Below are 26,355 nucleotides of genomic sequence, written 5' to 3'. Positions count from 1 at the left end.
CTCTGAACATGCACCAAATTAATGAACTGCATTTGCCTATAAGCACAAGGAATAATCTATGACCCTGCTCAACCCGTTTTTTGGTGAATTTGGCGGCATGTATGTGCCCCAGATCCTCATCCCCGCCCTGCTCCAGCTGGAGAAGGCCTTCGTCGATGCCAAGGATGATCCGGCCTTCGTCGCCGAGTTTCAGTCCCTGCTCACCGAGTATGCCGGTCGCCCGACCCCCTTGACCCTCACCCGCAATCTGACCAAGGGCACCAAGACCCGCCTCTACCTCAAGCGTGAAGATCTGCTGCACGGCGGCGCTCACAAGACCAACCAGGTGCTGGGTCAGGCCCTGCTCGCCAAGCGCATGGGCAAGAGCGAGATCATCGCCGAGACCGGCGCCGGTCAGCACGGGGTCGCCACCGCCCTGGCCTGCGCCCTGCTCGGCCTCAAGTGCCGGGTCTATATGGGTGCCAAGGATTGCGAGCGCCAGAAACCCAATGTGTTTCGCATGAAGTTGATGGGGGCCACAGTGATACCTGTGCACTCCGGCTCCGCCACCCTCAAGGATGCCTGCAACGAGGCGCTGCGCGACTGGGCTGCCAACTACGAGACCGCCCACTACCTGCTCGGCACCGCCGCCGGCCCCCACCCCTTCCCCACTATCGTGCGGGAGTTCCAGAAGATGATCGGGGAAGAGGCCAAGGCCCAGTGCTTCGAGAAGGAGGAGCGCCTGCCCGACGCCGTGATCGCCTGCGTCGGCGGCGGATCCAACGCCATCGGCATGTTTGCTGACTTTATCGATGAGCCTTCGGTGCGTCTGATCGGGGTCGAGCCCGGTGGTCACGGCATAGAGAGCGGCGAGCACGGCGCGCCGCTCGGTCACGGCAGCAAGGGGGTCTTCTTTGGCATGCACTCCTACCTGATGCAGGACAGCCAGGGCCAGATCCAGGAGTCCTACTCCGTCTCGGCGGGGCTGGACTTCCCCTCCGTCGGCCCCCAGCACGCTCACCTGGCCGCCATCGGCCGCGCCGAGTATCCCTCGGTGACCGACAAGGAGGCGCTGGACGCCTTCCAGGAGCTGGCCAAATCCGAAGGCATCATACCGGCGCTGGAATCCTCCCACGCCCTGGCCCACGCCCTCAAGATGGCCCGCAGTGAACCCGAGAAAGAGCAGGTGCTCATCGTCAACCTCTCCGGCCGTGGCGACAAAGACATCTTCACCGTCGCCGACATCTTTGAAAAAGAAGGAACCTTGTCATGAATCGCTACGCACAACTCTTCTCCCGTCTGGACAAGGCCAATCAGGGCGCCTTCGTGCCCTTCGTGATGCTGGGTGACCCCACCCCCGAGCTGTCGCTCGCCATCGTCGATGCCCTGGTCGAAGGGGGCGCCGACGCCCTCGAACTCGGCATTCCCTTCTCCGATCCGGTGGCGGATGGCCCCACCATTCAGGGTGCCGCCCTGCGTGCCTTTGCCAGCCACACCACCCCGGACGACTGCTTCGGCCTGCTTGGCCGCATCCGCGCCAAGTACCCGGAGCTGCCCATTGGCCTGCTGGTCTACGCGAATCTCGTCTATGTGCGCCACATCGACGGCTTCTACGAGAAGTGCCAGCAGGCGGGGGTGGACTCCGTGCTGGTGGCCGACGTGCCGGTGCAGATGTGCGAGCCCTACAAGGCGGCCGCCGACAGGTTCGGCATCGACAGCATCTTTATTGCCCCGCCGAACGGTGACACCGAGACGCTCAAGGCCGTGGCAGAGCTCGGCTCCGGTTACACCTATCTGGTGAGCCGCGCCGGCGTGACCGGCGCCGAGACCAAGGCCGGCATGCCGGTGGATGGCCTCATCAATACCCTGCGCGAGTTCAAGGCCCCCCCCGCCCTGCTCGGCTTTGGCATCAGCGAACCGGCTCAGGTACGCGATGCCATCAAGGCCGGGGCCGCCGGCGCCATCTCCGGCTCCGCCGTGGTGAAGATCATCGAGACCCACCACCAGAACCCGGAGCATATGCTCACCCGTCTGAAGGAGTTTGTGGAAGGGATGAAGGCCGCGACCAACCGATAAGGGGCGGCATGGGTCAAAATGCCATTGGCCGTGAGTGATCCGGCTGCGTATCCACATTACGCATAGCAGCCATCGTTGCATCTCCGTATCAAAGGGAGCCAGACCGGCTCCCTTTCTTTTTATCTCGCTCGCCCCGCTTGCAGATCTCGGCGTCTTGCCCCCTCTCCCTACGGGAGAGGGCTGGGGTGAGGGGATGGTGCATTCCCAGCCAAATGAGTTGCTCACTCAGCGTACGCCCTAATGACTAATTTATTGATCCAACACAGATTCCCGCCAAAACATGCTTCTCAACCCTCTCCCCTCGCCCTTAAGATAGCCAAACGACAATCCCTCACTCGGGAGCGCACCATGGCTGCGATTGTTGCTATCTCGCAGGTTAACAGCAGCGAACTGGGAGCTGTCACTCAGGGGCGGTAGCGTGGTTTTTGTAGGTTGGCGCAGAGCATAGCGAAGCCCAACAGGCGAGCATTATTACGCCAACCCTCTCCGGATAAACAAGGACGTGCCAGATCCGCAAAACAGATTTACAGATACATTTCGTGGTAAACGTTGGGCTTCACTTCGTTCAGCACCAACCTACGATTTTTAGCAAAGCATATGAGACCATCAAAATAAATCTTTAGAGGCAATTATCAGAACGTTATGGAACCTTATTAAGCCCCCTACTATCGATTTAATATCCACGCCTGCTAATAAATTTCAACTCAAGGATTAAATTTAGAAAAAATGGCATTTAAAAAAACTAAAAATGAAACCACGATATTATTAGAGAAAATATCAAAACAGATAGGTGGATTAGCAGGACAGAAACCAAAATATGAAAGACTAGGATTGTTTTTTGCTAACTGGTCGCAAGTTGCCATGCTTCTTGTAGTTATTTATGGCTATATATACACAGTATTACCAGTAGTTCAAAAAGAACAAATTTCTGAGCAACTTGCTGAACTTGAGTTAGAAAAGAAATCATGGGATAAACAGCTCAACGAGGCAACCCATAAAATAGATCAAAAAAACATAGAGTTAAAAAAACTAATTGACTCTAAAAAACAACTATTATTAGATATCGAAGAATTAAGTCAAGAAAAAGAAAAATCACGTTCAAATCTTGATAAAATCAAAAGTGAATATAATCAAACCCATATTGAATTAGTCAAGACTAAAGCTAGTGTGAATGTTGCAACCAGTGACCTTTAGAACTACATAAAGAGACTTTATTAGGAAAACCAGATTACCTGACAATCTTATTTTAATATTAAACAACACGGGTTCATCATATGACATATTTCATTTTGAAAATGAAGCATCCATTAAAGAAAAATTAGAAAAACATATTTATCCCCCTTGAAGCATGCAAATGAAAACTTAGCCAGGCTATATGATTCGTATAAATCAGCAAAAGGTATCAACCAAGCTGCAAAATATAAACTTTACTCTCAATACAAGAATGGCATAAAAAAACACAAAATGAACTTAATATGCCCAACCCCAAACTTTGAAGCATGGGAAGCAGCATTTATTGAAACAAAAATCTATTAAGAGTTTATTAGTAAAGTCATGTATTAACAATGCCTTCAGCAAAAGAATAAACGATGAGAAATGGTCTAAAAACCAGGTGGCCGATTTGAAAGGTTCTGAGTTTTGGCCAAAACAAGAGAAAGTCTATAAAATATGTGCGATTTCGAGATTCAATATAAAATTGAAGAGCTATTCCGTAATGAATGGGAAAAATATATGCTCCATGTGAGGAAAGACTGCTAAAAACAAACAATATAATATTGGATGATTTTGACCCATCAAAAATAAAACCATTTACTGATATCAGCCCACCCAGCAGCCAATTTATAGTTCACTCAATAACAAACAAAAAATAATATATAGAACTCATATGTTGGATGATATTTTCGCAACCATTTAAGTGGTCGCTATAAAATAAGGAATGGATTATGAAAATAACGAACCCCATAAGTTTTTTGACTCTCGGCGGTAGAATGAGATATCTAATGGGCCGCAGTAATCAAGATCTTGTTTTTGGTGATGGATTTATATTAGACAATTTGAATGAGTTCAAAAAGACCTATCCGAACTTGGGTTCACTGTTTCTAAAAATCTTTACAATTTTAAAGTTCTCCCTATAGAAAAAGAACTTTTAGAGATAGAAACACTTTATAACAATAAAGAAAGTGAAGGGAGAATTACAGAAAAACAAGAAAACGATTTAACACATGCTATTGCTGAAATGGAAAACACTGTTCTTGCCGAGGCACAAACAAGAATTATCGCAACTCCAATCCCCAGACGATTTATATTGAACCACCTACTTGAGAACCATGGTGAAATATTGGGAAAGGGCGTCTATGACCTTCTAACTGCCCAAGCTCAATATGACATCAATCAGGCATGTAAATGTATTGCTTTTGAGTGCCCAACAGCTGCCGCATTTCATATTCTTCGTGCAATAGAAGAGTGTGTACGCATTCTTTTTAGAGCATACTTCCCAAGAGGATTCAGGTAGAGCCTGGGGGTGTCTTACATCAGAGCTTAAGAACAAACCCAAAAATCCAAAACCTGACGATACATTAATGGCACATCTTGATCACTTGCGAGTCAGATTTAGAAACCCCACTGATCATCCTGAAAAAATATATGAGATAGAAGAGGCTGAAGATCTTATTCATCTGGCGGTGGACATTATCAACCGTTGCATAAAGGATGAGAAGTTAACAGAAAACTATCCTAAAAAATCACCAATAAATGGATGTCAGCAGGCAATAATTAGCATGCCTATCTTTCTCAGCAAGATATACATAGGAAAACTACAAAGATGGGTGTCCAAGTTTTTATTTTTGGCTCAGCTTACGATATACCCAATAATCCTTTCCAATCCAACCACTAGCCCCCTGCCCCACACCCGCCACCCCATCAGCGCCAGCATCAATACAACCCCCGGCAGCCATACCCAGTAGAGCTCGGAGAGGATCACCGCCTCACCTCGGACGGTGAGATAGGCCTCCAGCTTGAAGGGGGCGACCCGGATCAGCTGCCAGGGGGCGAAGAAACGCTCGTCACGCCACGGCCAGAGCCAGCCCACCCCCTTGCCGCCGGTGGTGAGGGAATCGAGCAGGCTGTGGGAAAGCAGAGAGACCAGCAGAAACGACCAGACGGTGGTGGCGCTCGCCCGAAATTGGCGGTGAAACAGCACGGCCAGAGTGGGCAGGGCAAAGGCGAACAACAGGGAGTGGGTAAAGCCGCGGTGGCCGAAGACATGGCCGTAGGCAACCCCCAACTTGAAGGCGAGCACATCGGCATCGGGCAGCATGGCGATGGCGACCCCCGCCAGCAGCAGACGTGGCGGGATGATCCGGCTGCCAAGCCCGAGCCCAAGACAGAGAGGGACGGCGGCGTGGGTGACGATGGTGGGCATAAGGTGAAGCTCCAACTGAAAACGTGAGCCTACCTTATCCCCGCTCGGTGAAGTGAAGGTGAAGTTGCGTGCCGCCAGCCTTGAGCCCATGGCGGGCATTGCCTACAATGACCCACTTTTTATCACACTCAGGTAAATAAAATGAGCGACAACAAACCTGCCCTGCCCGACCGTCTGGCGGCCAACCCGCGCAGCCCGCACCATGTGGCGGAGTGCTTCCAGCACGAGATCGGCATTCGCGTGAACGGCAAGGAGCGCACCAATGTCGAGGAGTACTGCATCAGCGAAGGTTGGGTGAAGATCCCCTCCCCCAAGGCCAAGGATCGCTACGGCAACCCCATGCTGATCACCGTCAAGGGCACCGTCGAGGCCTTCTACGCCTAAGCTGCCCTGACAGCGCGCCCCTGAGGGGTGCGACCCTGTTATTTCAGAGCACCGGCCAAGCGCCGGTGTTCTGCGTTTTGGGCCGGGCCTGGCTTATAGGTGGGTTCTCTTTCTTTGTTCTCCTTTGCCTTCCTGTTTCTTCCTTTCCCTCCCTTTCTTTCGCCTTTTTCCCTTCCGCCAGGGCCCTGATCCGGCTGGTATACGGCCTTTTCGTCCAGGCAAGGCGGCGATCTTGTCATCCCTGCTGGTTTATCCGCACCATCACAGCACCGCTCATTCTCAGGAGCGCGGCTTGCCGGCCTGCCAGCGTTGCAGCGCAGCCCCCGCCAGCACCAGCAGGATGCCGAGCAGATCGCTCGCGGCCAGCCGTCCGGCCAGGGCATCGAGCAGGGCGCCCCCCGCCAGCTGGCCCGTCACGATGAGCAGGGCGCAGGCCAGGGCGCCGACCCGGCCTATGGCCCAGCTGCTGATGGCGACGAAGAGCGCCCCCAGCACGCCGCCGAGCAACAGCCAGGGATCGAGCCCGGCGAGCCGCTCCCAGGGCGCCCCCTTGAGGATGAGCAGGGCGCCGAGCAGCCCGAAGCCGAGCAGGTGGTTGGCAAGGGACGCCGTCATAGCGCCCCGGGCGCTGGCGAGGCGGCCATTGAGGGTGCGCGACAGGCTCACCGCCACGCCGTTCAGCAGCCCCAGCAGGATCAATAGGGTCATGGTGTCTCTCCTAATGCAGTACGATGAGCAGGGCGCCGGCCATCACCAGCAGGGCGGCGAGCGCGTCCTTTCCCGAGGGGCGGCGGCGGGCCAGCCCGAGCCAGCCGAGGCCATCGCACAGGGCACCAAACAGCAGCTGGCCGAGCAGCAGCAGGGCCAGGGTGCCCGCCATGCCCAGGGGCGAGTTGAGGCACAAGGCTGCCAGCACCACGGTGAGCGCCCCCGGCAGACCGCCGAGCCAGGCCCAGGGCGGGGCCGCCTCCGGCGTCGGGGGCCTTGGGGCCAGCCACCACAGGAGCCCGGCCACCAGACTGCCAACTCCGTGGGCCAGCCAGCTCGCGAGCCAGGGGTCGGTGGCGCGGGACAGGGCCCCGTTCTGGGCGATCATCAGCGCCAGCAGCAGGCCGGCAGCGAAGGCAGCCAGGGCGCCCAGGGTCTGGCCAAGTGTCTGGCCGAGGGCGGGGCGGCCGGGGCCGCGGTCAACAAGCGGGGGGATCATGGGGTTGCTCCTTGGTTGAACTGACGAGCAGGGTAAATTGTTTTTGATATGGGGATAATCTACCCTCATGGAACAACATTGTTTCCACATCGAGAACAGCATGAACCAGGAAGCCTTCGCCCTGCTCCCGGCCTTCGTCGCCGTGGTGGAGTCGGGCACCTTCTCCGGCGCCGCCCGCCAGCTCGGTCTCAGCAAGTCGGTGCTGAGCAAGAAGGTGAGCCAGCTCGAGCAGGCCCTCGGCTGCCAGCTCCTCTATCGCACCACCCGCTCCCTCACCCTCACCGAGGCGGGGGAGCGCTACTTCGAAACGGTGCGCCATGCGGTGCGCCTGGCCTGCGACGGGGAAGATGCCATCGGCGCCCTGCAATCGGTCCCCCGCGGCCTGCTGCGGGTGACGGTGCCCATGGTCTATGGCCGCCGCCACATCGCCCCCCTTGTCCCCGAGTTTCTCGCCCTCCACCCCGAGGTGCAGTTGCAGCTCGAGATGAGCGACGCCCAGCAGGATCTGGTGGCCGAGGGGTTCGACGTGGCGGTGCGCATCGGCGCGCTGGAGGATTCGAGCCTGGTCGCCCGCCGCCTCGCCCCCTGTCTCAGCACATTGTGCGCCGCCCCCACCTACCTGGCGCAGGCCGGCACGCCCCGTACCCCGGCCGATCTCGAGCGCCACAACTGCCTCTTCTACTCCCTGTTTCGCGGCGGCACCCAGTGGCGGCTGCACGGGCCCGAGGGAGAGGTGGCCATCACCCCCAGGGGCAATTTCGAGGTCAACAACAGCGATGCCATCCACACCGCGCTGCTGGCGGGGCTCGGCATCGGCAACATGCCGGACTTCATCGTGGCGCGGGATCTCGCCGCCGGTCGGCTGGTGCCCGTGCTGCCAGACCATGCCCTGCCCGAGCACGGCATCTGGTGCATCTATCCCAAGCGCCGCCACCTGCCCGCCAAGGTGGAGGCCTGGCTGGCCTTCCTGCAGGAGCGCCTGGGGCTGCGCTGAGGGCCCGATAACCGGAACGGTTCACGTTTTTTTCATCGGGAAGGGAGTAGAGTAGGCAGCAAACCAAGCATCTGTTTTGATTGGAGAAGCACTCCGGGGTCATGCCACGGCATGGCCCCCCAGGTGGAGTACCATGATGAAGAAAACCGCGATTGCCCTGACCCTGGCCAGCCTGCTGGCGCTGCCGCTCTTTGTCTCACCCGATGCCTGGGCCGCCCCGGTGCGCTCCCTGCAGAAGGAGCAGAATTACGAGCAGTTCATCAGCAAGCGCCAGGTGGTGGATCAGCTGCTGGCGGATGCCGCCCGCATCTTCCACTCCCCCGCCCGGGTCTCCGATGCGGGCTTCACCGCCAAGATGCCGAGTAACATGGAGCAGGTGACCACCCTGCTGCTGGAGGCGCACCAGCTCGAGCCCTATCGCACCGATCTGCTCGTCTCGGCGGCCAACGCCCAGATCTACAACGGCAACGTGGACAGGGCCATCGCCCTGTTCGAGCAGGCCCAGAGCGCCGCGCCGGACGATCTGGACATCAACACCTATCTGGCCACCTGGCAGCGCTTCAAGGGCAACCAGGCCAAGGCCGATGGCTACCTCAAGCGGGTCGGCGAGCTCAACGCCGGTCGCGCCGCCGATCTGCAGCGGCTGTTCTCCACCGTGGACCGGGTGATCGCCACCCCCCTCAAGGAGCGTCAGGGACGGGGCGAGAAGAAGGGGCGCCGCGCCATCGTCACCCTGGGCTATGCCCTCAATCCCGATGGCTCCATGCACGAGATCCTGCTGGGGCGCCTCGAGACCACCCGTGCCCTGGCCCAGGCCGATCCGGCGGCCCTCGTCATCCTCACCGGCGGTGTGCCCCAGAGCCGCCAGACCGAGGGCAAGCTGATGGCGGACTGGCTGGCGAAGAAGGGCATCGACCGCTCCCGTATCATCGAGGAGAACTACGCCACCAGCACGGTGGAGAACGCCCTCTACAGCGGCTATGTCCTCGCCCGCCACGAGATTGAGTACGCCACCCTGGTGAGCTCGGCGAGCCACGTACGCCGGGGCCAGACCCTGCTGGAAATCGCCTGCTGGCAGAGCGGCCCGGCCACTATCCGCATCGACAGCGTCGCCTACCCGGACAAGCCCCTCTCCGCCCTGGCCAAGGCGAGCCCGGAGGAGCGGCTTGGCATCTACCGCGACGCCCTGCGCACCTATGGCCTGTGGAGCTACCGCTCGGCGCCGCTGGTGGAGCGCTGATCCCCCGGCCCCGCCACCCTGGCGGGGCCTTTTCCTCTCTTCCCCCTGCCAGTCACTGCGCCCCCTCTGCCCTCCCTGTTGGCCTGCCCCTGCACGCACCTGCCAGCGCCTAGGGGCTGGCGCTTTGCCCCTTGCGCCAGCCATTCGATAGACGGTGGGCGAGCAAGCTATTCACCTCCCGGCATATCTCAAACAGATCATTGATTTACCGTTCTTTTTCTAAGAACCAAACGGCATGAGAGCACCCTTCTCGTTCCTTCGCACTCGGGAATGTTCAGATAAAGATGTGGCTTCCAACACCCCCAACAAGGAAGTGCATCATGACAGCAAAAGGCATCTCTCTGTGGCTCGCGGCCTCAGTGCTGCTCGGCCAGTCCGCCCAGGCCCTCGAGGTCACCGTGGCCTACCAGACCTCGGCCGAGCCCGCCAAGGTAGCCCAGGCCGACAACACCTTCGCCAGGGAGAGCGGCGCCACCGTGGATTGGCGCAAGTTTGACAGCGGCGCCAGCGTGGTACGGGCGCTCGCCTCCGGCGATGTGCAGATAGGCAACATCGGCTCCAGCCCCCTGGCGGTGGCGGCGAGCCAGAATCTGCCCATCGAGGTGTTCCTGCTCGCCTCCAAGCTCGGGGAGTCCGAGGCCCTGGTGGTGAAGCAGGGGCTCACCGGGCCAGAGGATCTGGCGGGAAAATGCATCGCCGTGCCCTATACCTCCACCACCCACTACAGCCTGCTGGCGGCCCTCAAGCACTGGAACGTCGACCCCGCGACGCTGCAGATAGTGAACCTGCAACCGCCGGCCATCATCGCCGCCTGGCAGCGGGGCGACATCGACGGCGCCTATGTCTGGGCTCCCGCCCTCAACCAGCTCACCAGGGAGGGCAAGGTGTTGACCGACTCCGCCCAGGTGGGTGACTGGGGGGCGCCGACCCTGGATGTCTGGGTGGTGCGCAAGGACTTTGCCAAGGCCCATCCCGAGGTGGTGCAAGCCTTCGTGAACAGTACCCTGGCCGCCCAGCAGGCCTATCTCGCCAACCCGGACGGCTGGCTGGCCCAGCCCGAGCATCTTGGCAAGCTCGCGGCCCTGAGCGGCGTTCCCGAGGCGGACGTCCCCGCCCTGGTGAAGGGCAATACCTATCTCGATGCGAAGGCCCAGAGCGCCGAGCTGGGCAGCCTGGTCAACCAGACCATCATCGACACCGCCCGCTTCCTCGAGAGCCAGGGCAAGGTGCCAAGCGCCGCCTCGGATTACCGCCAGTTCGTGACCGATCGCTTCGTGAAAGCCGTGGCCCAGTAAATCGGAGGAGACGACCATGCTGCAGCTCTCTCATGTGTCCGCCGAGTACGCCGGCAGGCGGGTGCTCGACAACATCAGCCTCTCCCTGCCCGAGGGGGAGCTGATGGTGGTGCTGGGCCCCTCGGGATCGGGCAAGACCACCCTCCTCAACCTGGTGGCAGGCTTCGAGCCCTGCCACCACGGTCAGATAAGCCTCGAGGGAAAACAGGTCACCGGCCCAGGCGCCGAGCGCGGCGTGGTGTTCCAGAGCGAGGGGCTGCTGCCCTGGCGCAACGTGCTGGACAACGTGACCCTCGGCCTGCAACTGGCGGGGGTGCCCAGGGCCGAGCGCACCGAACAGGCCCTGGCACTGCTGCGTCAGGTAGGGCTGGAAGGCGCCGGCGATCGCGCCATCTGGCAGCTCTCCGGCGGCCAGCGCCAGCGGGTCGGCATCGCCCGAGCCCTGGCTACCCGGCCCAGACTGCTCCTGCTGGACGAGCCCTTCGGCGCCCTGGACGCCTTCACCCGGGAGCAGATGCAGACCCTGCTGCTGCGCCTGTGGCACGAGCATCGGCGCCAGGTGCTGCTCATCACCCACGACATCGAGGAGGCCATCTTCATGGCCACCGAGCTGGTGCTGCTCTCCTCCTCCCCCGGACGGGTGATGGAGCGACTGACCCTGGAGTTCGGTCGCCGCTTCGCCGCCGGGGAGCCCTGCCGCAGCATCAAGTCCGACCCGGCCTTCATCGAGCGTCGTGAATACGTGCTGGAGCGAGTGTTCGCAGAGCGGGAGGCCTTCCCATGACCCTCGCTCTCGCCCGGCAACGGGATGTCACCCACGCACGCGCAGCGAGCTGGCCCCTGCCCCGTCGTCTGACCCTGAGCCTAACCACCCTGCTCGTCCTGCTGGCCCTGTGGTGGCTGGTAGCCCGGCTCGGCTGGGTCGATCCCCTGTTCCTGCCGCCCCCAGAGCGGGTGCTGGCACAGCTCATCACCATCGCAGGCCCAACGGGCTTTATGGATGCCACCCTGTGGCAACACCTGGGGGCGAGCCTGGGCCGCATCCTGGTGGCCCTGGTCGCGGCGGCCTTTTTTGGCATCACTGTGGGTATCGCCATGGGGCTCAGCCCCACGGTGCGCGGCGTGCTGGACCCCCTCATCGAGCTCTACCGCCCGGTGCCGCCGCTCGCCTACCTGCCCCTGATGGTGATCTGGTTTGGCATAGGCGAGACCTCCAAGGTGCTGCTCATCTATCTGGCCATCTTCGCCCCCGTGGCCCTAGCGACCCTGACGGGGGTGCAGAGCGCCAACGCGGTGCGAGTACGGGCGGCCCAGGCGCTGGGAGCATCCCGGCCCCAGGTGCTCTGGCACGTGATCCTGCCAGGCGCCCTGCCAGACATCCTGACCGGGCTGCGCATCGGGCTCGGGGTAGGCTGGTCCACCCTGGTGGCGGCCGAGCTTATCGCCGCCACCCGGGGGGTGGGCTTCATGGTGCAATCCGCCGGCGAGTTCCTCGCCACCGACGTGGTGCTGGCAGGCATTCTGGTGATCGCCCTGATCGCCTTCCTATTGGAACTGGGCCTGCGCGCCCTGCAGCGCAGGCTCACCCCCTGGCACGGAGAAGGACAATGAACCACAAGCTGACCGCTCCCATGGTGATCCTTCACATCGCCTTCGTATTGGAACTGGGCCTGCGCGCCCTGCAGCGCAGGCTCACCCCCAGGCATGGAGAAGGACAATGAACCACAAGCTGACCGCGAACCTTCACATCGCCTTCATATTGGAACCGGGCCTGCGCGCCCCCTGGCATGGAGCAAGACAATGACCGACAAGCTGACCATCAGCCCCCTGGGCCCTCATATCGGCGCCGAGATCGCCGGGGTCAATCTGGCCGAGCCCCTGACCCAGGGGCAGTTCGAGCAGATCCATCGCGCCCTGCTCAAATACCAGGTGCTGTTCTTTCGCGACCAGCCCATCACCCCGCGAGCGCAGCGGGCGCTGGCGAACCGCTTCGGGGATCTGCACATCCACCCCGTCTACCCCCACACGGAGGAGGCCGAGGAGATCATCGTGCTCGATACCCACGACGACAATCCGCCGGACAACGACAACTGGCACACCGACGTGACCTTTATCGAGACGCCCCCGGCGCTGGCCATTCTGGCCGCCAAGCAGCTGCCTCCCACTGGGGGGGACACCCTCTGGGCCAGCGGCATAGCGGCGCTGGCGGCCCTCTCTCCACCCCTGCAAACCCTGCTGGCGGGGCTGGAGGCCGAGCACGACTTCACAAAGTCCTTCCCGGCACATCGCCATGATGACAGCGAGGAGGAGCGCCAGCGCTGGCAGGCTGCCGTGGCCCGTCACCCGCCCCTGCGCCACCCGGTGATCCGCACCCATCCAGTGAGCGGCCGGCAGGCCTTGTTCGTCAACGAGGGGTTCACCACCCGGCTGCCCGGGCTGCCCCCCAAGGAGAGCGAGGCACTGCTCGGCTTTCTGTTCGAGCACATCCGCCGCCCCGAGTTTCAGGTGCGCTGGCGCTGGCAGGAGAACGACATCGCCATCTGGGACAACAGGGTGACCCAGCACTATGCCAATGCCGACTACCTGCCGGCACGCCGGGTGATGCACAGGGCCACCATACTCGGGGACAAGCCATTCTGGCGCCCGAGCTGACTCGCGCGACGTCACCTCGCCCAATGAAAAAGCCCGCCGAATGGCGGGCTTTTTGTACCGGCGGCGGGCCCTCAGCCCTTGAGCTCCAGCCACAATGGTGAAGCCCCAAGATCAGGCTGAAAGGCGTGCTTGGGTGTCGCTGACGGCCCTCAGCCCTTGAGCTCCAGCACTGTGGTGAAGCCCCCGAAGATCATGCGGGCCCCATCGAAGGGCATGGTCTGGTGCATGGGGCTGGCCGGATCCATCCTGGGGTCCTTCATCATCTTGGTCATGGCCTCGTCCCGCACCGCCTTGCTCGGCCACTCCACCCAGGAGAAGACCACGGCTTCGTCCTCCTTCGCCGCCACCGCGCGGTAGAAGTCGGTCTGCTTGCCGTGGGGCACGTCATCCCCCCAGCACTCCAGCACCCGGGTGGCCCCATATTCGAGAAAGATGGGGTCAAACAGCCCCGCATGATCGATCAGGGCCTGCTTGTTGACCGTGGGCACGGCGATCACGAATCCGTCTACATATGACATGAGAGGTTCCTCCTGTGGTTGAGGATCTCAGCATAGCAGCCGTGCCCCTGGCCGCCTCGGTGCCCGGTCACCCTCAGAGAGAGACCAGCCGCTCCAGATCGCTGCGGGTCAGGCGCTTGCTGTCCACCTTCACGTAGAGGGAGTGCTCTTCGCGCACCAGCAGCACGTCGCTCACCCCGTCGCAGGCGCGGATCCGCTGCTCCAGCGCCGGGGTGGCCTCGACCCCTTCCGGCAGCACTATGCGCAGGCTGCTCACATAGGGAGGCTCCGCCATGGTGAGGCTCACCCCGAGCCAGAGCAGGGCCAGCACGGCGCAGCCGCCAAACACCAGGGGGCCGCCCCCCAGGCTGTAGAGCAGGCCGCCCAGGCTGCCGCCAATGGCGACCCCGAGGAACTGACTGGTGGAGTAGACCCCCATGGCGGTCCCCTTGTAGCCCGGGGGGGACTCCTTGCTGATGAGGGACGGCAGCAGCGCCTCCATCACGTTGAAGCCGACGAAGAAGAGCTGCAGCCCGGCGAGCAGGCCCCAGAGCTGCAGGCCGCTCTGCCAGAGCACCAGCTCGGCGGCCAGCATCACCCCCACGCACCCGATGAAGACCCGCTTCATCTGGCGGTGCTTCTCGGCATAGATGATGAAGGGCACCACGCTCACGAAGGCGACCAGCATGGTGACCAGGTAGGCCTGCCACTGGTGCTCCCGAGCCAGCCCCGCTTGTTCGAGCAGGGGCGGCAGCGCCACGAAGCTCGACATCAGCAGGGTGTGAACGCAGAGGATGCCGAGGTTGAGCTTGAGCAGGCGCGGGTTGGTCAGCACGGTGCGAAAACCGCCGCGCACCATGGCGGACTCGCGATTCTGCAGGTGAGCCGCCGGGGTCGGCACCACCCAGATCACCATGGCGATGGCCGCCAGCGCCAGCAGGGCGATGAGCCAGAACAGACCGGAGAGTCCCACCGCCTGGGTGATCAGGGGGCCTGTCACCATGGCGATGGCGAAGGTGATGCCAAAGCTCACCCCGATGAAGGCCATGGCCTTGGTGCGATTCTGCTCCCGGGTGAGATCCGACAGGAGCGCCATGACGGCGGCGGAGATGGCGCCGCTCCCCTGCAGGGCGCGGCCGACGATGATCCCCCAGATGGAGTCGCTCAGGGCGGCGATGACGCTGCCCAGCGCAAACATCAGCAGGCCGCCGACGATGAGGGGCTTGCGGCCGATGCGATCGGAAAGCAGGCCGAAGGGGATCTGGAACAGCGCCTGGGTCATGCCGTAGATGCCGATGGCCAGGCCGATGAGCGCCTCCGAGGCGCCCGCCAGGGACATGCCGTAGGTGGTCAGCACCGGCAGGACCATGAACATGCCGAGCATGCGCAGCGAGAAGACAGAGCCAAGCGCCCAGGTCGCGCGGCGCTCGCCCCTCGTCATGGTGAAATCATTCATGATGGCCTCGATAGGTCAGGGAGAGGAGACAGAAAGGGGCGGATGACAAGGCACGCCACACCCGAAAAAACCGACAGGGTGCCCCGTGGGGCGGGCCTCATAATAACAGAGCCGGGAAGGTTCCCGGCTCTGGATTCTATTGATTTTCCCGCGTTGCATCACAACACCGAGTCTGGCTGGCACCTGCCTCAGGGCAGCATGCTCACCAGCACGGGCGCAGCATCCGGCTGGAAGTCCACCGACATCATCACGCTCAGACACGTGATGGTGACGATGGAAAACATGAACAGCTTGCGGGCCCAGAGGGAGTCATCCACCGCCGCCTTGTAGCCAGACAGCGCCATCCCCAGCCACCAGACGCTCACCGCGGTGGCCACCACCAGATACTTATAACCGGCGTAGCCGCCGAGGAACAGCATCAGGGTCGGCACCATGAACGCCAGTATGTAGAGGGTGATGTGGAGCTTGGCCACCGGGATCCCCTTCACCACCGGCAACACGGGGATGTTGGCGGCCTGGTAATCCTTGAAGCGGAAGATGGCAATCGCATAGGAGTGCGGCATCTGCCACAGGCTGAAGATCGCCAGCAGGATAAGCGCCCCAGAGTCGAACTGGCCGCTCACCGCGCAGTAGCCGATGACGGGCGGCGCGGCGCCGGAGAGGCTGCCGACCAGGGTGCCATAGACCGAATGACGCTTCATGTAGAGGCTGTAGACCCCCACATAGACCAGGAAGCCCAGCACCGCCAGCAAGGCGGCCAACGGATTGGCCGCGAAGTAGAGCAGTGCAATGCCCGCAACGCCCAGGGCCGTCGCATACCAGAGCGACACACCGGGGGCGATGAGCCCCCTCACCAGGGCGCGGTTCTTGGTGCGCTCCATGATGCAGTCGATGTCCCGGTCGATGTAGTTGTTGAACACGCAACCGGAGGCCACCACCAGTGACACCCCCACCATGGTCAGGATGAACAGGGGCACATCCAGGCTCCCCTTCGAGGCCAGCAGGAAGCCGCCGATAACCGAGATGAGGTTACCGAAGATGATGCCCGGCTTGGTCACTTGCAGGTATTGCTTCATCATCACATCAACCCGCTCAGTGAACCATCATGTTGATGTTGAGGTTGTACATGATCCACAGGGAACCCACGACCACGATGGCGATGATGAGCACGGTAAAGACCAGTGCCACCAGGTTCCAGCGCTCCTCGGAGGAGGTGTTCATGTGCAGGAAGTAGACCAGGTGCACGAAGATCTGCACCACCGCCATGGCCACTACGGTGCCGAGCACCATGGCATGGGAGGCGGAGCCGTCCATCACCATCCAGAACGGGATTGCGGTCAGGATGAGTGACAGCACGAAGCCGGTCATGTAGGACTTGACGCTGCCGTGGCTGGCGCCGTGATTGTCAACGGAATGAGTGCTCATTTACATGACCCCCTTCAGATAGGTTCTGACACTGTCGTGGCTGGCACAGTCAATATTGTCAACAGAATGACTCATTTACATGACCCCCATCAGATAGACCACGGTGAAGACGCAGATCCACACCACGTCCAGGAAGTGCCAGAACAGGCTCAGGCACATCAGGCGCGTGCGGTTGCGCTCGGTCAGCCCCTTCTTGCTGATCAGGACCATCATCACGATGATCCAGATAAGGCCGCTGGTCACGTGGATACCGTGGGTACCGACCAGGGTGAAGAAGGCGGACAGGAAGCCGCTGCGATCCGGGCCCGCATCATTGACGATCAGATGATGGAACTCGTAGATCTCCATGGCGATGAAGCCGGCGCCAAGCAGGAAGGTGACCAGCAGCCAGGTGTTGACCGCGGAGACCTTGTTCTTGTTCATGGCCAGCATGCCGAACCCGAAGGTGATGGAGCTCAGCAGCAGCAGCATGGTTTCGGCGAACACGAACGGCAGTTCGAAGATGTCCTTGCCGGTGGGGCCGCCGGCGGTGCCGTTGACCAGGACCGCATAGGTCGCGAACAGGGTCGCGAACAGGATGCAGTCACTCATCAGGTAGATCCAGAAACCGAATACCTTGGTGGCACCGGCATCATGGTGCCCATCCTCATGGGCACCGTGAGAGTGATGTAGAACGTCAGTCGCCATGGAGTTAAGCCACCTTGTTGATATTGTCGAAATGCTGACCTTCGATGCGCTCGATCTCGTCAACCTGTACGTAGTAGTCCACATCGTCGTTGAAGCTGTGGATGATCCAGGTGGCGATCATGCCGACGAAGCCGGCGATGGCCATCCACCAGATGTGCCAGATCATGGCAAAGCCAAACACCACGCTGAAGGCGGCGATGATGACACCGGCACCTGAGTTCTTCGGCATGTGGATGGGAGCGTACTTGGCTGGCTGGCGATAGGCGCTGCCATCCTCTTTCGCTTCCCAGAAGGCGTCCAGACCGGTCACCTTGGGCTCGATGGCGAAGTTGTAGAAGGGCGGCGGAGAGGAAGTAGCCCACTCCAGGGTACGGCCACCCCAGGGATCGCCGGTCCAGTCACGGTTCTTCTCGCGATCACGGATACTGACCACGACCTGGATGAGCTGGCACAAGACGCCGATGGCAATCAGGCCGGCGCCGCAGGCGGCTACTACCAGCCAGCCGTGGAACTCGGGATCTATGTTCTGGCTGACACGACGGGTCATGCCCATGAAGCCCAGCACGTAGAGCGGCATGAAGGCCACGAAGAAGCCGGTGATCCAGAACCAGAAGGCACGCTTGCCCCAGACGTCATCGAGCTTGAAGCCGAACGCTTTCGGGAACCAGTAGGTGATACCGGCGAAGCAACCGAACACCACGCCGCCGATGATGACGTTGTGGAAGTGGGCGATCAGGAACAGGCTGTTGTGCAGCACGAAGTTGGCGGCCGGCACAGAGAGCAGTACCCCTGTCATGCCACCCACGGTGAAGGTGATGATGAAGCCGACGGTCCACAGCATGGGCGAGGTGAACTCGATGCGACCGCGGTACATGGTGAACAGCCAGTTGAAGATCTTCACCCCGGTCGGGATGGAGATGATCATGGTGGTGATGCCGAAGAAGGCATTCACGTTGGCGCCAGACCCCATGGTGAAGAAGTGGTGCAGCCAGACCACGAAGGAGAGCACGGTAATGGCCACGGTCGCCCACACCAGGGAGGTGTAGCCGAACAGCTTCTTCTTGCAGAAGGTCGCCACCACTTCGGAGAAGATCCCGAACACCGGCAGCACCAGGATATACACCTCGGGGTGGCCCCAGGCCCAGATCAGGTTGATGTACATCATCATGTTGCCACCCATGTCATTGGTAAAGAAATGGGTACCCAGGTAACGGTCTGCGGTGAGCAGGGCGATGGTGACGGTCAGGATCGGGAAGGAGGCGATGATCAGGATGTTGGCGCACAGGGCGGTCCAGGTGAACACCGGCAGACGCATCATGGTCATGCCGGGGGCACGCATCCGGATGATGGTGGCAAAGAAGTTGACACCGGTCAGCAGGGTACCTAACCCTGAAATCTGCAGACTCCAGATCCAGTAATCGACCCCGACCCCGGGACTGAACTCCAGCCCCGACAAGGGCGGATAGGCCAGCCAGCCGGTCTGGGCGAATTCACCGACCCCGAGGGAGACGTTGATCAGCACCACGGCCGCGGCGGTAAACCAGAAGCTCAGGTTGTTCAGGAAGGGGAAGGCGACGTCACGGGCACCGATCTGCAGCGGCACGACGATGTTCATCAGGCCGATCACCAGCGGCATGGCCACGAAGAAGATCATGATGACGCCGTGGGCGGTGAAGATCTGATCGTAGTGGTGCGCGTTCAGGTAGCCTTCGCTACCGGCGGAGGCCATGACCTGCTGACCACGCATCATGACCGCATCGGCGAAGCCGCGCAGCAGCATGACCATGCCCAGGATGAGATACATGATACCGAGGCGTTTGTGGTCTACCGAGGTGAACCACTCTTTCCACAGATATTGCCACTTGCCGTAATAAGTGATGAGACCGGCAAGCGCCAGCCCACCCAAGATGATACCGGCTATCGTGACCATGATGATGGGTTCATGGTACGGAACAGCCTCGAGTGTCAATTTTCCAAACATCGATTATTCCTCGGATCCTGCTTTCACACTCTTGTCAGCCATGGACGTGGCCATGTGTCCGGCATGCTCGTCGTGACTCATGGCCGCGTGGTCCATGGGTTCTGCTTTTGCAGCGTCATGGTTCATGGCCTTGTGGTCCATGGGTTCTGCTTTCGCGGCGTCATGCTTCATGGCCTCGTGGTCCATGGCGCCATCTTTTGCAGCGTCATGGCCGCCATGGGACATGCCGCCCATGAACTTGTTGATCACATTGACGAACAGCTTGGGATCGGCGCTGGCGAAGTACTCAACCGGGTGGTTTTCGCTCTTCTTGGCCAGGGCATCGAACTCACCCATGGTGCTCAGCATCTTGGGGGACTGTTTCACCTTGGCGACCCAGGCATCGAAACCGGCCTGGTCCTGGGTGGCAATCGCCTTGAACTTCATGCCAGAGAAACCGGCACCGCTGTAACTGCCGGAGATCCCCTTGTACTGACCCGCCTCGTTGGCAATCAGGTGCAGCTTGGTCTGCATCCCGGCCATGGCGTAGATCTGACCGCCCAGCTGGGGGATGAAGAAGGAGTTCATCACTGTGTCTGAGGTCACCCGGAAGTTGATCGGGGTGTTGACCGGGAAGGCCAGCTCGTTGACCGAGGCGATCCCCAGCTCCGGATAGACGAACAGCCATTTCCAGTCCAGCGAAATCACATCGACCTGGATCGGCTTGACGTCAGATTCCAGCGGCTTGTAGGGGTCGAGGGAGTGGGAGGTTTTCCAGGTAATCACCGCCAGGATGGCGACAATAATGACGGGCACGGTCCAGACGACCGCTTCAATCTTGTTGGAGTGGGACCAATCCGGGGTGTATTTGGCAGTGGTATTGGATGCTCTGTATTTACGAGCAAATGCCACCGTCATAATAATCACAGGAATCACCACGATTAACATCAACCCGAGTGCGGTCAATATCAGTGACTTCTGCTCCAGACCAACCTGCCCCTTGGGGCTCATCAGAGCCATGTCGCAGCCACTCAGCAAGCCAGCGGTTGCCATCAACAGCAAAGCGCCCAAGCCCCTCTTTACTTCAAAAGGTCTCATGCAATGTCCTCATCGTTTCAAGGCTTATTGGTATAATAAAAATGCCGCATTTTATTGCATCAGACCGGCATGTGAACAACATGAAAAATTAATCCCAAAAATGTTCCAAGGGTGGTGAAAACAGGTATCAGATGTTAATCGCTTGACAGCGACCAATTTATTAAATTCACAGACTCTCAATTCATCTCCCGTTAATTTATCCCCCCGCCAAAATCGCTCACCAATTAATCAAAATGGTCCATTACCCTTATTTCAAGAGGGAGAAACAGGGCAAAAAAGAGCCATTCAGCCCCCTCTCAATGCACAGGCGCCCTCGCCATTCCTTGATCTGGATGCGTATATTCCGAGGGGAAATAAAAAAATAATTAATCAATCGAATGTATGATTAACTTCCCGGGACCGAAAGAAGCGCAGAAGGGGCTGCCCTGCCTGGGGCCCGCCATGAAAAACGGGCCTCATGCAAGGCCCGCTTAAGACGACATCCCACCACGGGGTCTCCCTCAGGGGTGTTTATGCTCCATTCGGGTCGCCACAGCGATGCGGTTCCAGGCGTTGATGGTGACCACCTGCATCAGGCACTGGGCCAGCAGGGTTTCCCCCAGCAGGGCCAGGGCCTGTTGGTAGGTCTCCTCGGTGAGCCCTCGCTCGCCGATCAGGGTCACCTCGTCGGTCAGGGCCAGCACGGCCCGCTCCCGCTCATCGAACAGCGGGGATTCGCGCCAGGCGGACAGCGCCAGCAAGCGCTGGGGGCTGTCGCCGTGTTTCATCGCCACCTCGGCGTGCATCTCGATGCAGTAGGCGCAGCCGTTGAGCATGGAGGCCCGCAGCTTGATGAGCTCCTTGAGCGACAGGGGAATGTCGGTGCCGCCGAGATAGGTTTCCAGCCCCCGCATGGCCTGGATGGCGGCGGGGATCTGGCTGGCGAGCTGGATACGGTGGGACATGGCAAGACTCCTTGGATGAGCGCCCCCATGGGCGATGAGCACATTGTTCACGCTTTCATCCATGGATAGAATACCGCCACAACCTGCAACAGTTTTGCATTTACCGCAAAGGTATACCCATGCTGGATCGCGTCCGTATCCTGGCTCAGGTGGTGGAGTCGGGCAGTTTCTCCCGGGCCGCCCGCGCCCTCAACCTGGCCCCCTCCTCGGTGACCCGCACCATAGATGCGCTGGAGCAACAGCTGGGGATCCCCCTGTTCAAGCGCAGCACCCGCCAGCTGGTGCTGACCGAGCAGGGGGAGTACTTCCTGGCCCGCTCGGTGCGCCTGCTGGAGGAAGCGGATCAGCTGGTGCAATCCCTGCAGCCCCTGCCGGTGGCGCCAGAGGGCCCGCTTCGGGTCTCGGTGTTCGAGAGCATCGGCACCACCTGGCTGGCGCCGCGCCTGCCGGCCTTCCTGGCCCGCTACCCCGGGGTGCGGCTCGAGATCGAGCTCGACAACCGGCTGGTGGATCTCGACGCCGAAAACGTGGACCTGGCGGTGCGCATCGGGCGCCCCGTGGACAGCGGCCTCCATAGCCGCCATCTGCTCACCAACCGGACCCTGCTGGTCGCCTCCCCCGCCTATCTGGCCCGCCACGGCGAGCCCGCCCACCCCGATGAGCTGGCGCACCACAACTGCCTCATCCGCGGCCATGGCCGTCAGCGCCAGCACTGGTATTTCCGGCAAGGGGCACAGCGGCACAGGGTCGCGGTGCGGGGCAACCTCGCCTCGGTCGGCGGCACGCCGCTGCTGTGCGCGGCCGAGGCGGGCGCCGGCATACTGCTGCTGTCGAGCTGGATGGTGCAGCAGGGGCTGGACAGCGGCACCCTGCTGCCGCTGTTGCCGGACTGGCAGGCCTCCCCGTACGAGGATCGTCATGACGAGATCCATGCGGTGTTTAGGGGCGGCCGCTTCTTGAAGCCCCAGACCCGCGCCTTCATCGACTTTCTGATCGAGGTGATGGCGCCCTTGCAAGGGCCGCGCTGATGGCTGCGTCCTAGCCATGGCTTATGGGAAAAGCAGACGCCGGGCAGAGTGCCCGGCGTCCGGTGTGAACAACACGTTCAGCGCAAGAGTTCAGCCCGCGGGTTCAGCGAGCATTGCGCCCATCCGGGGGTGAGGTGACACCGCGATAATCCCCGTAAGGGAAGACGCTGCGCAGGCGCTGGGCCACGGGCTCCGGGATGGAGCGGGAGAAGACCAGCCTGACCCCGTTGTCGTCGCGCTGACCCAGGATGCGGCCCCGCACCGGATCCTGCTGCAGGATCTGCTTGGCCTGGGCCAGGAAGCGCGGCGGCACCGAGCCTCGCTTCACCTGCACCTTGCCAGGGGCAAGCCGGATCTCGAACAGGGCACCACGCCCCAGCTTCATCAGCCACCAGATGAGGGCTATCGCCACCAACAAAGACAACCAGGCCATCCGCTTGCTCCTTGAATACCTCAGTTTTCGTCAGTATAGGCCAGCGTCGGCTGGCAATTATTTGGCGAGCCTCACGCTTTGTCCATCACGCTGGCAAGCGTCTCAGCAATCCTTCCCCCAGGCCACCAGCGTCTCACGATAGAGCGCCAGCAGGGCCTGATCCCGCACCGCCACCCCGACCCGCTGGGCCGGATAGCCCGCCCACTCATCGTGAGGGTGGGACTTGCCGTCGAACTTCTGCAGGGTGTGGCCGATGGCGGGGCCATGGTCGATGACCCGCACCGACCCCTCCCGCAGGGTGAACAGCTCGGGATCGATCACGTAGGCGATGGCGGACGGATCGTGCACGTGGCAGCCATTGAGGCCGATGCGCTCGGAATAGAAGCGCAGGTAGAAGCGGCTCACCGCCCACAGGAAGCGGCCAGGCTCACCGGCGTCGTCCCGCAGGGCATCCAGGTAGGCACTGCTGAAGAAGCTCTGCTGGGTCACGTCCAGCCCGATGATCACCACGGGCCAGGGGGCGGTGAACACCCGGTCGGCCGCCTCGGGATCGTCGTGAATGTTGGCCTCGGCATAGGGGGTCACGTTGCCGCGATGGCCGTTGACGCCAAAGGCGCCCCCCATCACCACCACCTGCTTCACCAGCGAGGTGATCTCGGGGGCGGCCTCGAGCGCCAGCGCCAGGTTGGTGAGGGGCCCGATGGTCACCAGGGTGATCTCGCCGGGGTTGGCCTTCACCATCTCGACTATGTATTGCCAGGCCGGGCGGGGATCCGGGGTCAGGGTCACCTCCCCCGCCTCCACATCCCCCAGCCCGCTCGGGCCGTGCACTACTGTCGTCGGCCCCACGGGCTCGCGCAGCAGCGGCGCGGCGGCGCCCTGGGCCACCTCTGCCTTCATGCCGTATTTCTGCTTGAGCCAGAGGGCATTGCGGGTCCCGTTCTCTATGGTGGCATTGCCAAACACCGTAGTGATGGCGAGCAAGTCGATGGCGGGGTGGGCCTCGGCAAAGAGTATTGCCATGGCGTCGTCGATACCGGGATCGGTATCCAGAATGATCTTGTGGGTCATGGGGCCTCCATACGGCAGAAGTGCCAGTGTAGCGACCCCGGGCCCGATTAACAGCGTCAGGATCACAGCCTCGGGGTTTCATCTGCCTCAAGCATGCTGGCGCCATGACAAAAACCGGGCGGCGCCATGGCGGGCACTAGCCCTCCCTTGCCTTCCGGATCAGGCTGACATCACTGCCGGGACGGCTCTACCTCGGCCTCCTGACCCCTGACAGTGCGTTTCAGCTGCCCCATGAACTGCTTGAAATGGGGGAGAAACCCCTTGAACAGCTCCTCTTTGCGATGCTGCATCATCACTTCGCCGAACAGCTTCAATCCGACGATAAACGCCTGATGTTCCTGCTCCGACATGGGCAGCTTCCCCTTGCTGAGCGCCAGGATGGCAAATATGTCGTCGTGATTCTGGCAATCGAACTGCAACGGGGGCACCTCTCGGTCCAGCGCCTGGACCTGCACACGATACGGGTGTGGCATCTTTCATCTCCTCTCGGGCTGGGCTTTTGCCCATATGGTTGATAAAATCAATTAAACCAATTTAAGTTGACTTTATCAACCATGAACCTGTCAAACCGTCTCTTCCGGATCCTCGATCACTACAGAATCGCCCTGGCGCAGCATTTTCGGGCACAGCAGATAGCCCTTAGCCCCCTCCATTACAAGGTGCTGCAACTGATCCACGCACAGGATCCGGCCACACCACAGCTCATCGCACAGCTGACGGGCCGCGACAAGGCGCAGGTGACACGCCTGCTACAGGAGATGGAGAAACAGGGGATGATAGAGAAACGGCCCCATCCGACGGATAAACGCAGCATCTGTCTGGCCTTGACCCCGCTGGCCTGCGAGCGCGTCAACCAGGGGGAGCAGCTGGCCGCATTGCTCGACGAGCGGTTGTGCTCCCTGCTGGAACCGGCAGAGGTAGAGCAGTTGCAGCAACTGCTGGGCAAGATAGAAAAAGGACTTGGATCAACCGATTAGATCCAACACCTGCATCAAGGGTCCCATTGCCTGATTTGTGGCCAACCAGCACGGCCCCCGCTGACGCCGCCTTGTGAGCCACTCCCGGAGATGGTATCACTGGCCCCTCTCTCCCCACTCCTCGCCGAGGCGCCAACGTGATCACCCTGATTAAAGAGTCTGACCAGCTGAAGATGCCCTGGAAAAACAGGCAGGGCACCACGGCCCAGATCCTGATCTCTCCCCCGGGCTCTAGCCTGGAGAAGCTCGACTTTGACTACCGGCTTAGCTCGGCCCCCATCAAGGCGACGGGCCCCTTCTCCAAATTTCCCGGTTATCAGCGCATCCTGCTGCCCGTCAGCGGCGCCGGTTTCGTGCTCAATGGCCACCCCTATGCCACCTTCGAGGCGGCCCATTTCAGCGGGGATGACGAGACCCACTGCGAGCTGCTGAAAAAGGAAGTGACGGATCTGGGGCTCATCTACGACCCGGCGCGCATCGGCGCCAACGTGCGGGTGCTCAATGTGCCCTTCCCCCTGACCCTCACCCTGGAGGCGGACAAGACCTACCTCTGCCACCTGCTGAGCGGCCAGCTGACGGTGGCAGGCCAGACCGTGGCCATCAACGAGACCCTGGTGGTCACGGGGGAAGAGAGCATACGACTGGAGTGTCAGAAGAAGACGGCCATCGCCTTCTTTACCCTTCAATCAATTATTTAATAAAGTTGACCTTTTGGGGGCATGGTCAAAAAACACTCCACCATATTGAATCTTAATAATGATGGAGTAATATGGATCTCTCTAAGTTTTTGTGATGAGAGATCCTATGCAATACACATTTGATGGGTTTGAAACACCACCTGAACTCACTACGGAAGAAGAAAAAAGCAATCAACAACTTCAGAAGAGAATGAGAGATATTCTAGAAGAATTTCAGTATGTTGAGGACAATCATCTATCTACTCACAAAACATTCAAATCTAGAGTGCCTTATGAAGACCTCTATGGACTTAAAGCCATCAGTGCTTTTGTAATTAACCACCCAGTTGATGGATTAACTCGGATTGAGCCTCATCAACAACAGGTTTCTGGCTCTGTTGATCGCAAGTTTCCTTTCTTTTTACAGAGTGCCTATAAAGCCCCCGAACCAAATGTCATTATTTTAATCGAAGGCCAAGGCCATAAAAAAGCCGCATTCGAATGGTTAAAATCTGAATCAGCCAAATACACCACTAAAAATATCAAGTGCTATGACTTGGCTGAGTTCGCACTTTGGCTCTGACCTCTTAGATCAGCGTCTGGGGGCACGACCCCCGCTGTCGAGGCAGGCCTGCATGGAGTCGTAGGGGGTGTAGTGCTTGGTGCGACTGTAGTAGGTGCCGCCCTGGGGGTGGCAGATGCCGCTTCTGCTCTTCTTGACCGGGGGCTCTGCCGCCAGCGCGATGGCGCATACCAGCAGCAGACAACCGCTGATCACCCATTTCATGGCTTTCATGACGACCTTGGTTCCTCTTGGGCAGGCCCATCAGGCCCGAAAGGCGCCCATCTTACCC

The 26,355-nt window shown here is 60.3% G+C and carries 29 protein-coding genes; 14 read left to right on the top strand and 15 right to left on the bottom strand.

The annotated features are described in order from the left end of the window. Positions 1–58: 58 nt before the first annotated feature. The 3 genes from trpB to ACWPWQ_RS15390 all read left to right on the top strand — a co-directional run bounded on the left by trpB (position 59) and on the right by ACWPWQ_RS15390 (position 3,249). Positions 59–1,252: a tryptophan synthase subunit beta gene (gene trpB, locus ACWPWQ_RS15400; RefSeq protein ID WP_454010188.1), complete on the top strand. Its 1,194-nt coding sequence runs from the start codon at positions 59–61 to the stop codon at positions 1,250–1,252. Further along, positions 1,249–2,055, top strand: a complete 807-nt coding sequence (gene trpA / locus ACWPWQ_RS15395) for a tryptophan synthase subunit alpha (protein ID WP_454010187.1) — start codon at positions 1,249–1,251, stop codon at positions 2,053–2,055. Before trpB ends, trpA begins: the two co-directional genes overlap by 4 nt. A 726-nt stretch (positions 2,056–2,781) precedes the next feature. Continuing rightward, complete coding sequence (locus ACWPWQ_RS15390) at positions 2,782–3,249, top strand: hypothetical protein (RefSeq protein WP_454010186.1); 468 nt, start codon at positions 2,782–2,784, stop codon at positions 3,247–3,249. Positions 3,250–4,903: 1,654 nt separating this feature from the next. Here ACWPWQ_RS15390 and ACWPWQ_RS15385 read toward each other — a convergent pair. Continuing rightward, complete coding sequence (locus ACWPWQ_RS15385) at positions 4,904–5,476, bottom strand: metal-dependent hydrolase (RefSeq protein ID WP_454010185.1); 573 nt, start codon at positions 5,474–5,476, stop codon at positions 4,904–4,906. Positions 5,477–5,617: 141 nt separating this feature from the next. Between ACWPWQ_RS15385 and ACWPWQ_RS15380 the strand changes: the two genes are divergently transcribed. Beyond that, on the top strand, positions 5,618–5,860 hold the full coding sequence (locus ACWPWQ_RS15380) for a DUF3297 family protein (protein WP_005302916.1): 243 nt from the start codon (positions 5,618–5,620) through the stop codon (positions 5,858–5,860). 279 nt (positions 5,861–6,139) lie between these two features. Here the strand turns inward: ACWPWQ_RS15380 and ACWPWQ_RS15375 are convergent, their stop codons facing one another. Together ACWPWQ_RS15375 and ACWPWQ_RS15370 are read right to left on the bottom strand one after the other, a co-directional pair. After that, positions 6,140–6,568 carry a DMT family transporter gene (locus ACWPWQ_RS15375; protein ID WP_454010184.1) on the bottom strand — a complete coding sequence of 143 codons (429 nt, stop codon included), beginning with the start codon at positions 6,566–6,568 and terminating at the stop codon, positions 6,140–6,142. A 10-nt stretch (positions 6,569–6,578) separates the two neighbouring features. Next, positions 6,579–7,067, bottom strand: a complete 489-nt coding sequence (locus tag ACWPWQ_RS15370) for a DMT family transporter (protein WP_408858815.1) — start codon at positions 7,065–7,067, stop codon at positions 6,579–6,581. 67 nt (positions 7,068–7,134) lie between these two features. Between ACWPWQ_RS15370 and ACWPWQ_RS15365 the strand changes: the two genes are divergently transcribed. The 6 genes from ACWPWQ_RS15365 to tauD all read left to right on the top strand — a co-directional run bounded on the left by ACWPWQ_RS15365 (position 7,135) and on the right by tauD (position 13,248). Further along, the gene (locus ACWPWQ_RS15365) at positions 7,135–8,061 is read left to right on the top strand and encodes a LysR family transcriptional regulator (protein ID WP_454010183.1); all 927 of its coding nucleotides are present in this window, start codon (positions 7,135–7,137) and stop codon (positions 8,059–8,061) included. A gap of 136 nt (positions 8,062–8,197) precedes the next feature. Further along, positions 8,198–9,301, top strand: a complete 1,104-nt coding sequence (locus ACWPWQ_RS15360) for an ElyC/SanA/YdcF family protein (protein ID WP_454010210.1) — start codon at positions 8,198–8,200, stop codon at positions 9,299–9,301. Positions 9,302–9,621: 320 nt separating this feature from the next. Further along, on the top strand, positions 9,622–10,596 hold the full coding sequence (tauA, locus tag ACWPWQ_RS15355) for a taurine ABC transporter substrate-binding protein (RefSeq protein ID WP_454010182.1): 975 nt from the start codon (positions 9,622–9,624) through the stop codon (positions 10,594–10,596). A gap of 16 nt (positions 10,597–10,612) precedes the next feature. Then, positions 10,613–11,380 carry a taurine ABC transporter ATP-binding subunit gene (gene tauB / locus ACWPWQ_RS15350; RefSeq protein WP_454010181.1) on the top strand — a complete coding sequence of 256 codons (768 nt, stop codon included), beginning with the start codon at positions 10,613–10,615 and terminating at the stop codon, positions 11,378–11,380. Beyond that, a complete protein-coding gene (gene tauC / locus ACWPWQ_RS15345) occupies positions 11,377–12,207 on the top strand; it encodes a taurine ABC transporter permease TauC (RefSeq protein WP_454010180.1) in 831 nt (276 codons plus the stop codon). Before tauB ends, tauC begins: the two co-directional genes overlap by 4 nt. Positions 12,208–12,396: 189 nt before the next feature. Then, entirely contained in the window at positions 12,397–13,248 is an 852-nt protein-coding gene (tauD, locus tag ACWPWQ_RS15340; RefSeq protein ID WP_429158283.1) for a taurine dioxygenase, read from the top strand. 149 nt (positions 13,249–13,397) lie between these two features. Here tauD and ACWPWQ_RS15335 read toward each other — a convergent pair whose 3' ends face one another. The 8 genes from ACWPWQ_RS15335 to ACWPWQ_RS15300 form a co-directional block, all read right to left on the bottom strand. Further along, positions 13,398–13,766: a DUF1428 domain-containing protein gene (locus tag ACWPWQ_RS15335; protein ID WP_043133720.1), complete on the bottom strand. Its 369-nt coding sequence runs from the start codon at positions 13,764–13,766 to the stop codon at positions 13,398–13,400. Positions 13,767–13,839: 73 nt separating this feature from the next. Continuing rightward, on the bottom strand, positions 13,840–15,201 hold the full coding sequence (locus ACWPWQ_RS15330) for an MFS transporter (RefSeq protein ID WP_454010179.1): 1,362 nt from the start codon (positions 15,199–15,201) through the stop codon (positions 13,840–13,842). A 188-nt stretch (positions 15,202–15,389) separates the two neighbouring features. After that, positions 15,390–16,283 (bottom strand): heme o synthase, encoded by an 894-nt coding sequence (cyoE, locus tag ACWPWQ_RS15325; protein ID WP_010673685.1) that lies wholly within the window; start codon positions 16,281–16,283, stop codon positions 15,390–15,392. A 10-nt stretch (positions 16,284–16,293) separates the two neighbouring features. After that, complete coding sequence (locus ACWPWQ_RS15320; protein WP_139436396.1) at positions 16,294–16,626, bottom strand: cytochrome o ubiquinol oxidase subunit IV; 333 nt, start codon at positions 16,624–16,626, stop codon at positions 16,294–16,296. 75 nt (positions 16,627–16,701) lie between these two features. Next, a complete protein-coding gene (locus ACWPWQ_RS15315; RefSeq protein WP_139436394.1) occupies positions 16,702–17,397 on the bottom strand; it encodes a cytochrome o ubiquinol oxidase subunit III in 696 nt (231 codons plus the stop codon). Continuing rightward, positions 17,318–19,294 carry a cytochrome o ubiquinol oxidase subunit I gene (cyoB, locus tag ACWPWQ_RS15310; protein WP_139436392.1) on the bottom strand — a complete coding sequence of 659 codons (1,977 nt, stop codon included), beginning with the start codon at positions 19,292–19,294 and terminating at the stop codon, positions 17,318–17,320. The genes ACWPWQ_RS15315 and cyoB overlap by 80 nt, the downstream gene beginning before the upstream one ends. Before the next feature lie 3 nt (positions 19,295–19,297). Beyond that, a complete protein-coding gene (gene cyoA / locus ACWPWQ_RS15305; RefSeq protein ID WP_139436390.1) occupies positions 19,298–20,371 on the bottom strand; it encodes a cytochrome o ubiquinol oxidase subunit II in 1,074 nt (357 codons plus the stop codon). Between the two features lie 500 nt (positions 20,372–20,871). Continuing rightward, positions 20,872–21,315, bottom strand: coding sequence for a carboxymuconolactone decarboxylase family protein (locus tag ACWPWQ_RS15300; RefSeq protein WP_319916561.1), 444 nt, complete (start codon positions 21,313–21,315; stop codon positions 20,872–20,874). Positions 21,316–21,434: 119 nt separating this feature from the next. Between ACWPWQ_RS15300 and ACWPWQ_RS15295 the strand changes: the two genes are divergently transcribed. Then, positions 21,435–22,343, top strand: a complete 909-nt coding sequence (locus tag ACWPWQ_RS15295) for a LysR family transcriptional regulator (protein ID WP_454010178.1) — start codon at positions 21,435–21,437, stop codon at positions 22,341–22,343. Between the two features lie 103 nt (positions 22,344–22,446). Here ACWPWQ_RS15295 and ACWPWQ_RS15290 read toward each other — a convergent pair whose 3' ends face one another. The 3 genes from ACWPWQ_RS15290 to ACWPWQ_RS15280 form a co-directional block, all read right to left on the bottom strand. Next, positions 22,447–22,776, bottom strand: a complete 330-nt coding sequence (locus ACWPWQ_RS15290) for a DUF3634 family protein (protein WP_202046731.1) — start codon at positions 22,774–22,776, stop codon at positions 22,447–22,449. A gap of 102 nt (positions 22,777–22,878) precedes the next feature. Next, positions 22,879–23,847, bottom strand: coding sequence for a nucleoside hydrolase (locus ACWPWQ_RS15285; RefSeq protein WP_454010177.1), 969 nt, complete (start codon positions 23,845–23,847; stop codon positions 22,879–22,881). 170 nt (positions 23,848–24,017) lie between these two features. Next, positions 24,018–24,320, bottom strand: coding sequence for a DUF3861 domain-containing protein (locus ACWPWQ_RS15280; protein WP_454010176.1), 303 nt, complete (start codon positions 24,318–24,320; stop codon positions 24,018–24,020). A gap of 81 nt (positions 24,321–24,401) precedes the next feature. On the opposite strand from ACWPWQ_RS15280, the gene ACWPWQ_RS15275 reads away from it, so the two are divergent. The 3 genes from ACWPWQ_RS15275 (at position 24,402) to ACWPWQ_RS15265 (ending at position 26,084) form a co-directional block, all read left to right on the top strand. After that, positions 24,402–24,824 carry a MarR family winged helix-turn-helix transcriptional regulator gene (locus ACWPWQ_RS15275; protein ID WP_342059562.1) on the top strand — a complete coding sequence of 141 codons (423 nt, stop codon included), beginning with the start codon at positions 24,402–24,404 and terminating at the stop codon, positions 24,822–24,824. 137 nt (positions 24,825–24,961) lie between these two features. After that, positions 24,962–25,522 carry a HutD family protein gene (locus ACWPWQ_RS15270; protein ID WP_454010175.1) on the top strand — a complete coding sequence of 187 codons (561 nt, stop codon included), beginning with the start codon at positions 24,962–24,964 and terminating at the stop codon, positions 25,520–25,522. A 106-nt stretch (positions 25,523–25,628) separates the two neighbouring features. Next, positions 25,629–26,084, top strand: coding sequence for a PD-(D/E)XK nuclease superfamily protein (locus tag ACWPWQ_RS15265; protein WP_241278370.1), 456 nt, complete (start codon positions 25,629–25,631; stop codon positions 26,082–26,084). Between the two features lie 9 nt (positions 26,085–26,093). On the opposite strand, the gene ACWPWQ_RS15260 is transcribed toward ACWPWQ_RS15265, so the two are convergent. Further along, complete coding sequence (locus tag ACWPWQ_RS15260) at positions 26,094–26,297, bottom strand: hypothetical protein (protein ID WP_454010174.1); 204 nt, start codon at positions 26,295–26,297, stop codon at positions 26,094–26,096. Positions 26,298–26,355: the final 58 nt, after the last annotated feature.

The organism is Aeromonas sp. Marseille-Q7275, assembly GCF_965119515.1.
Note: the sequence above shows the minus strand (reverse complement) of the source record. Positions and strands in the feature narration are given on the sequence as shown.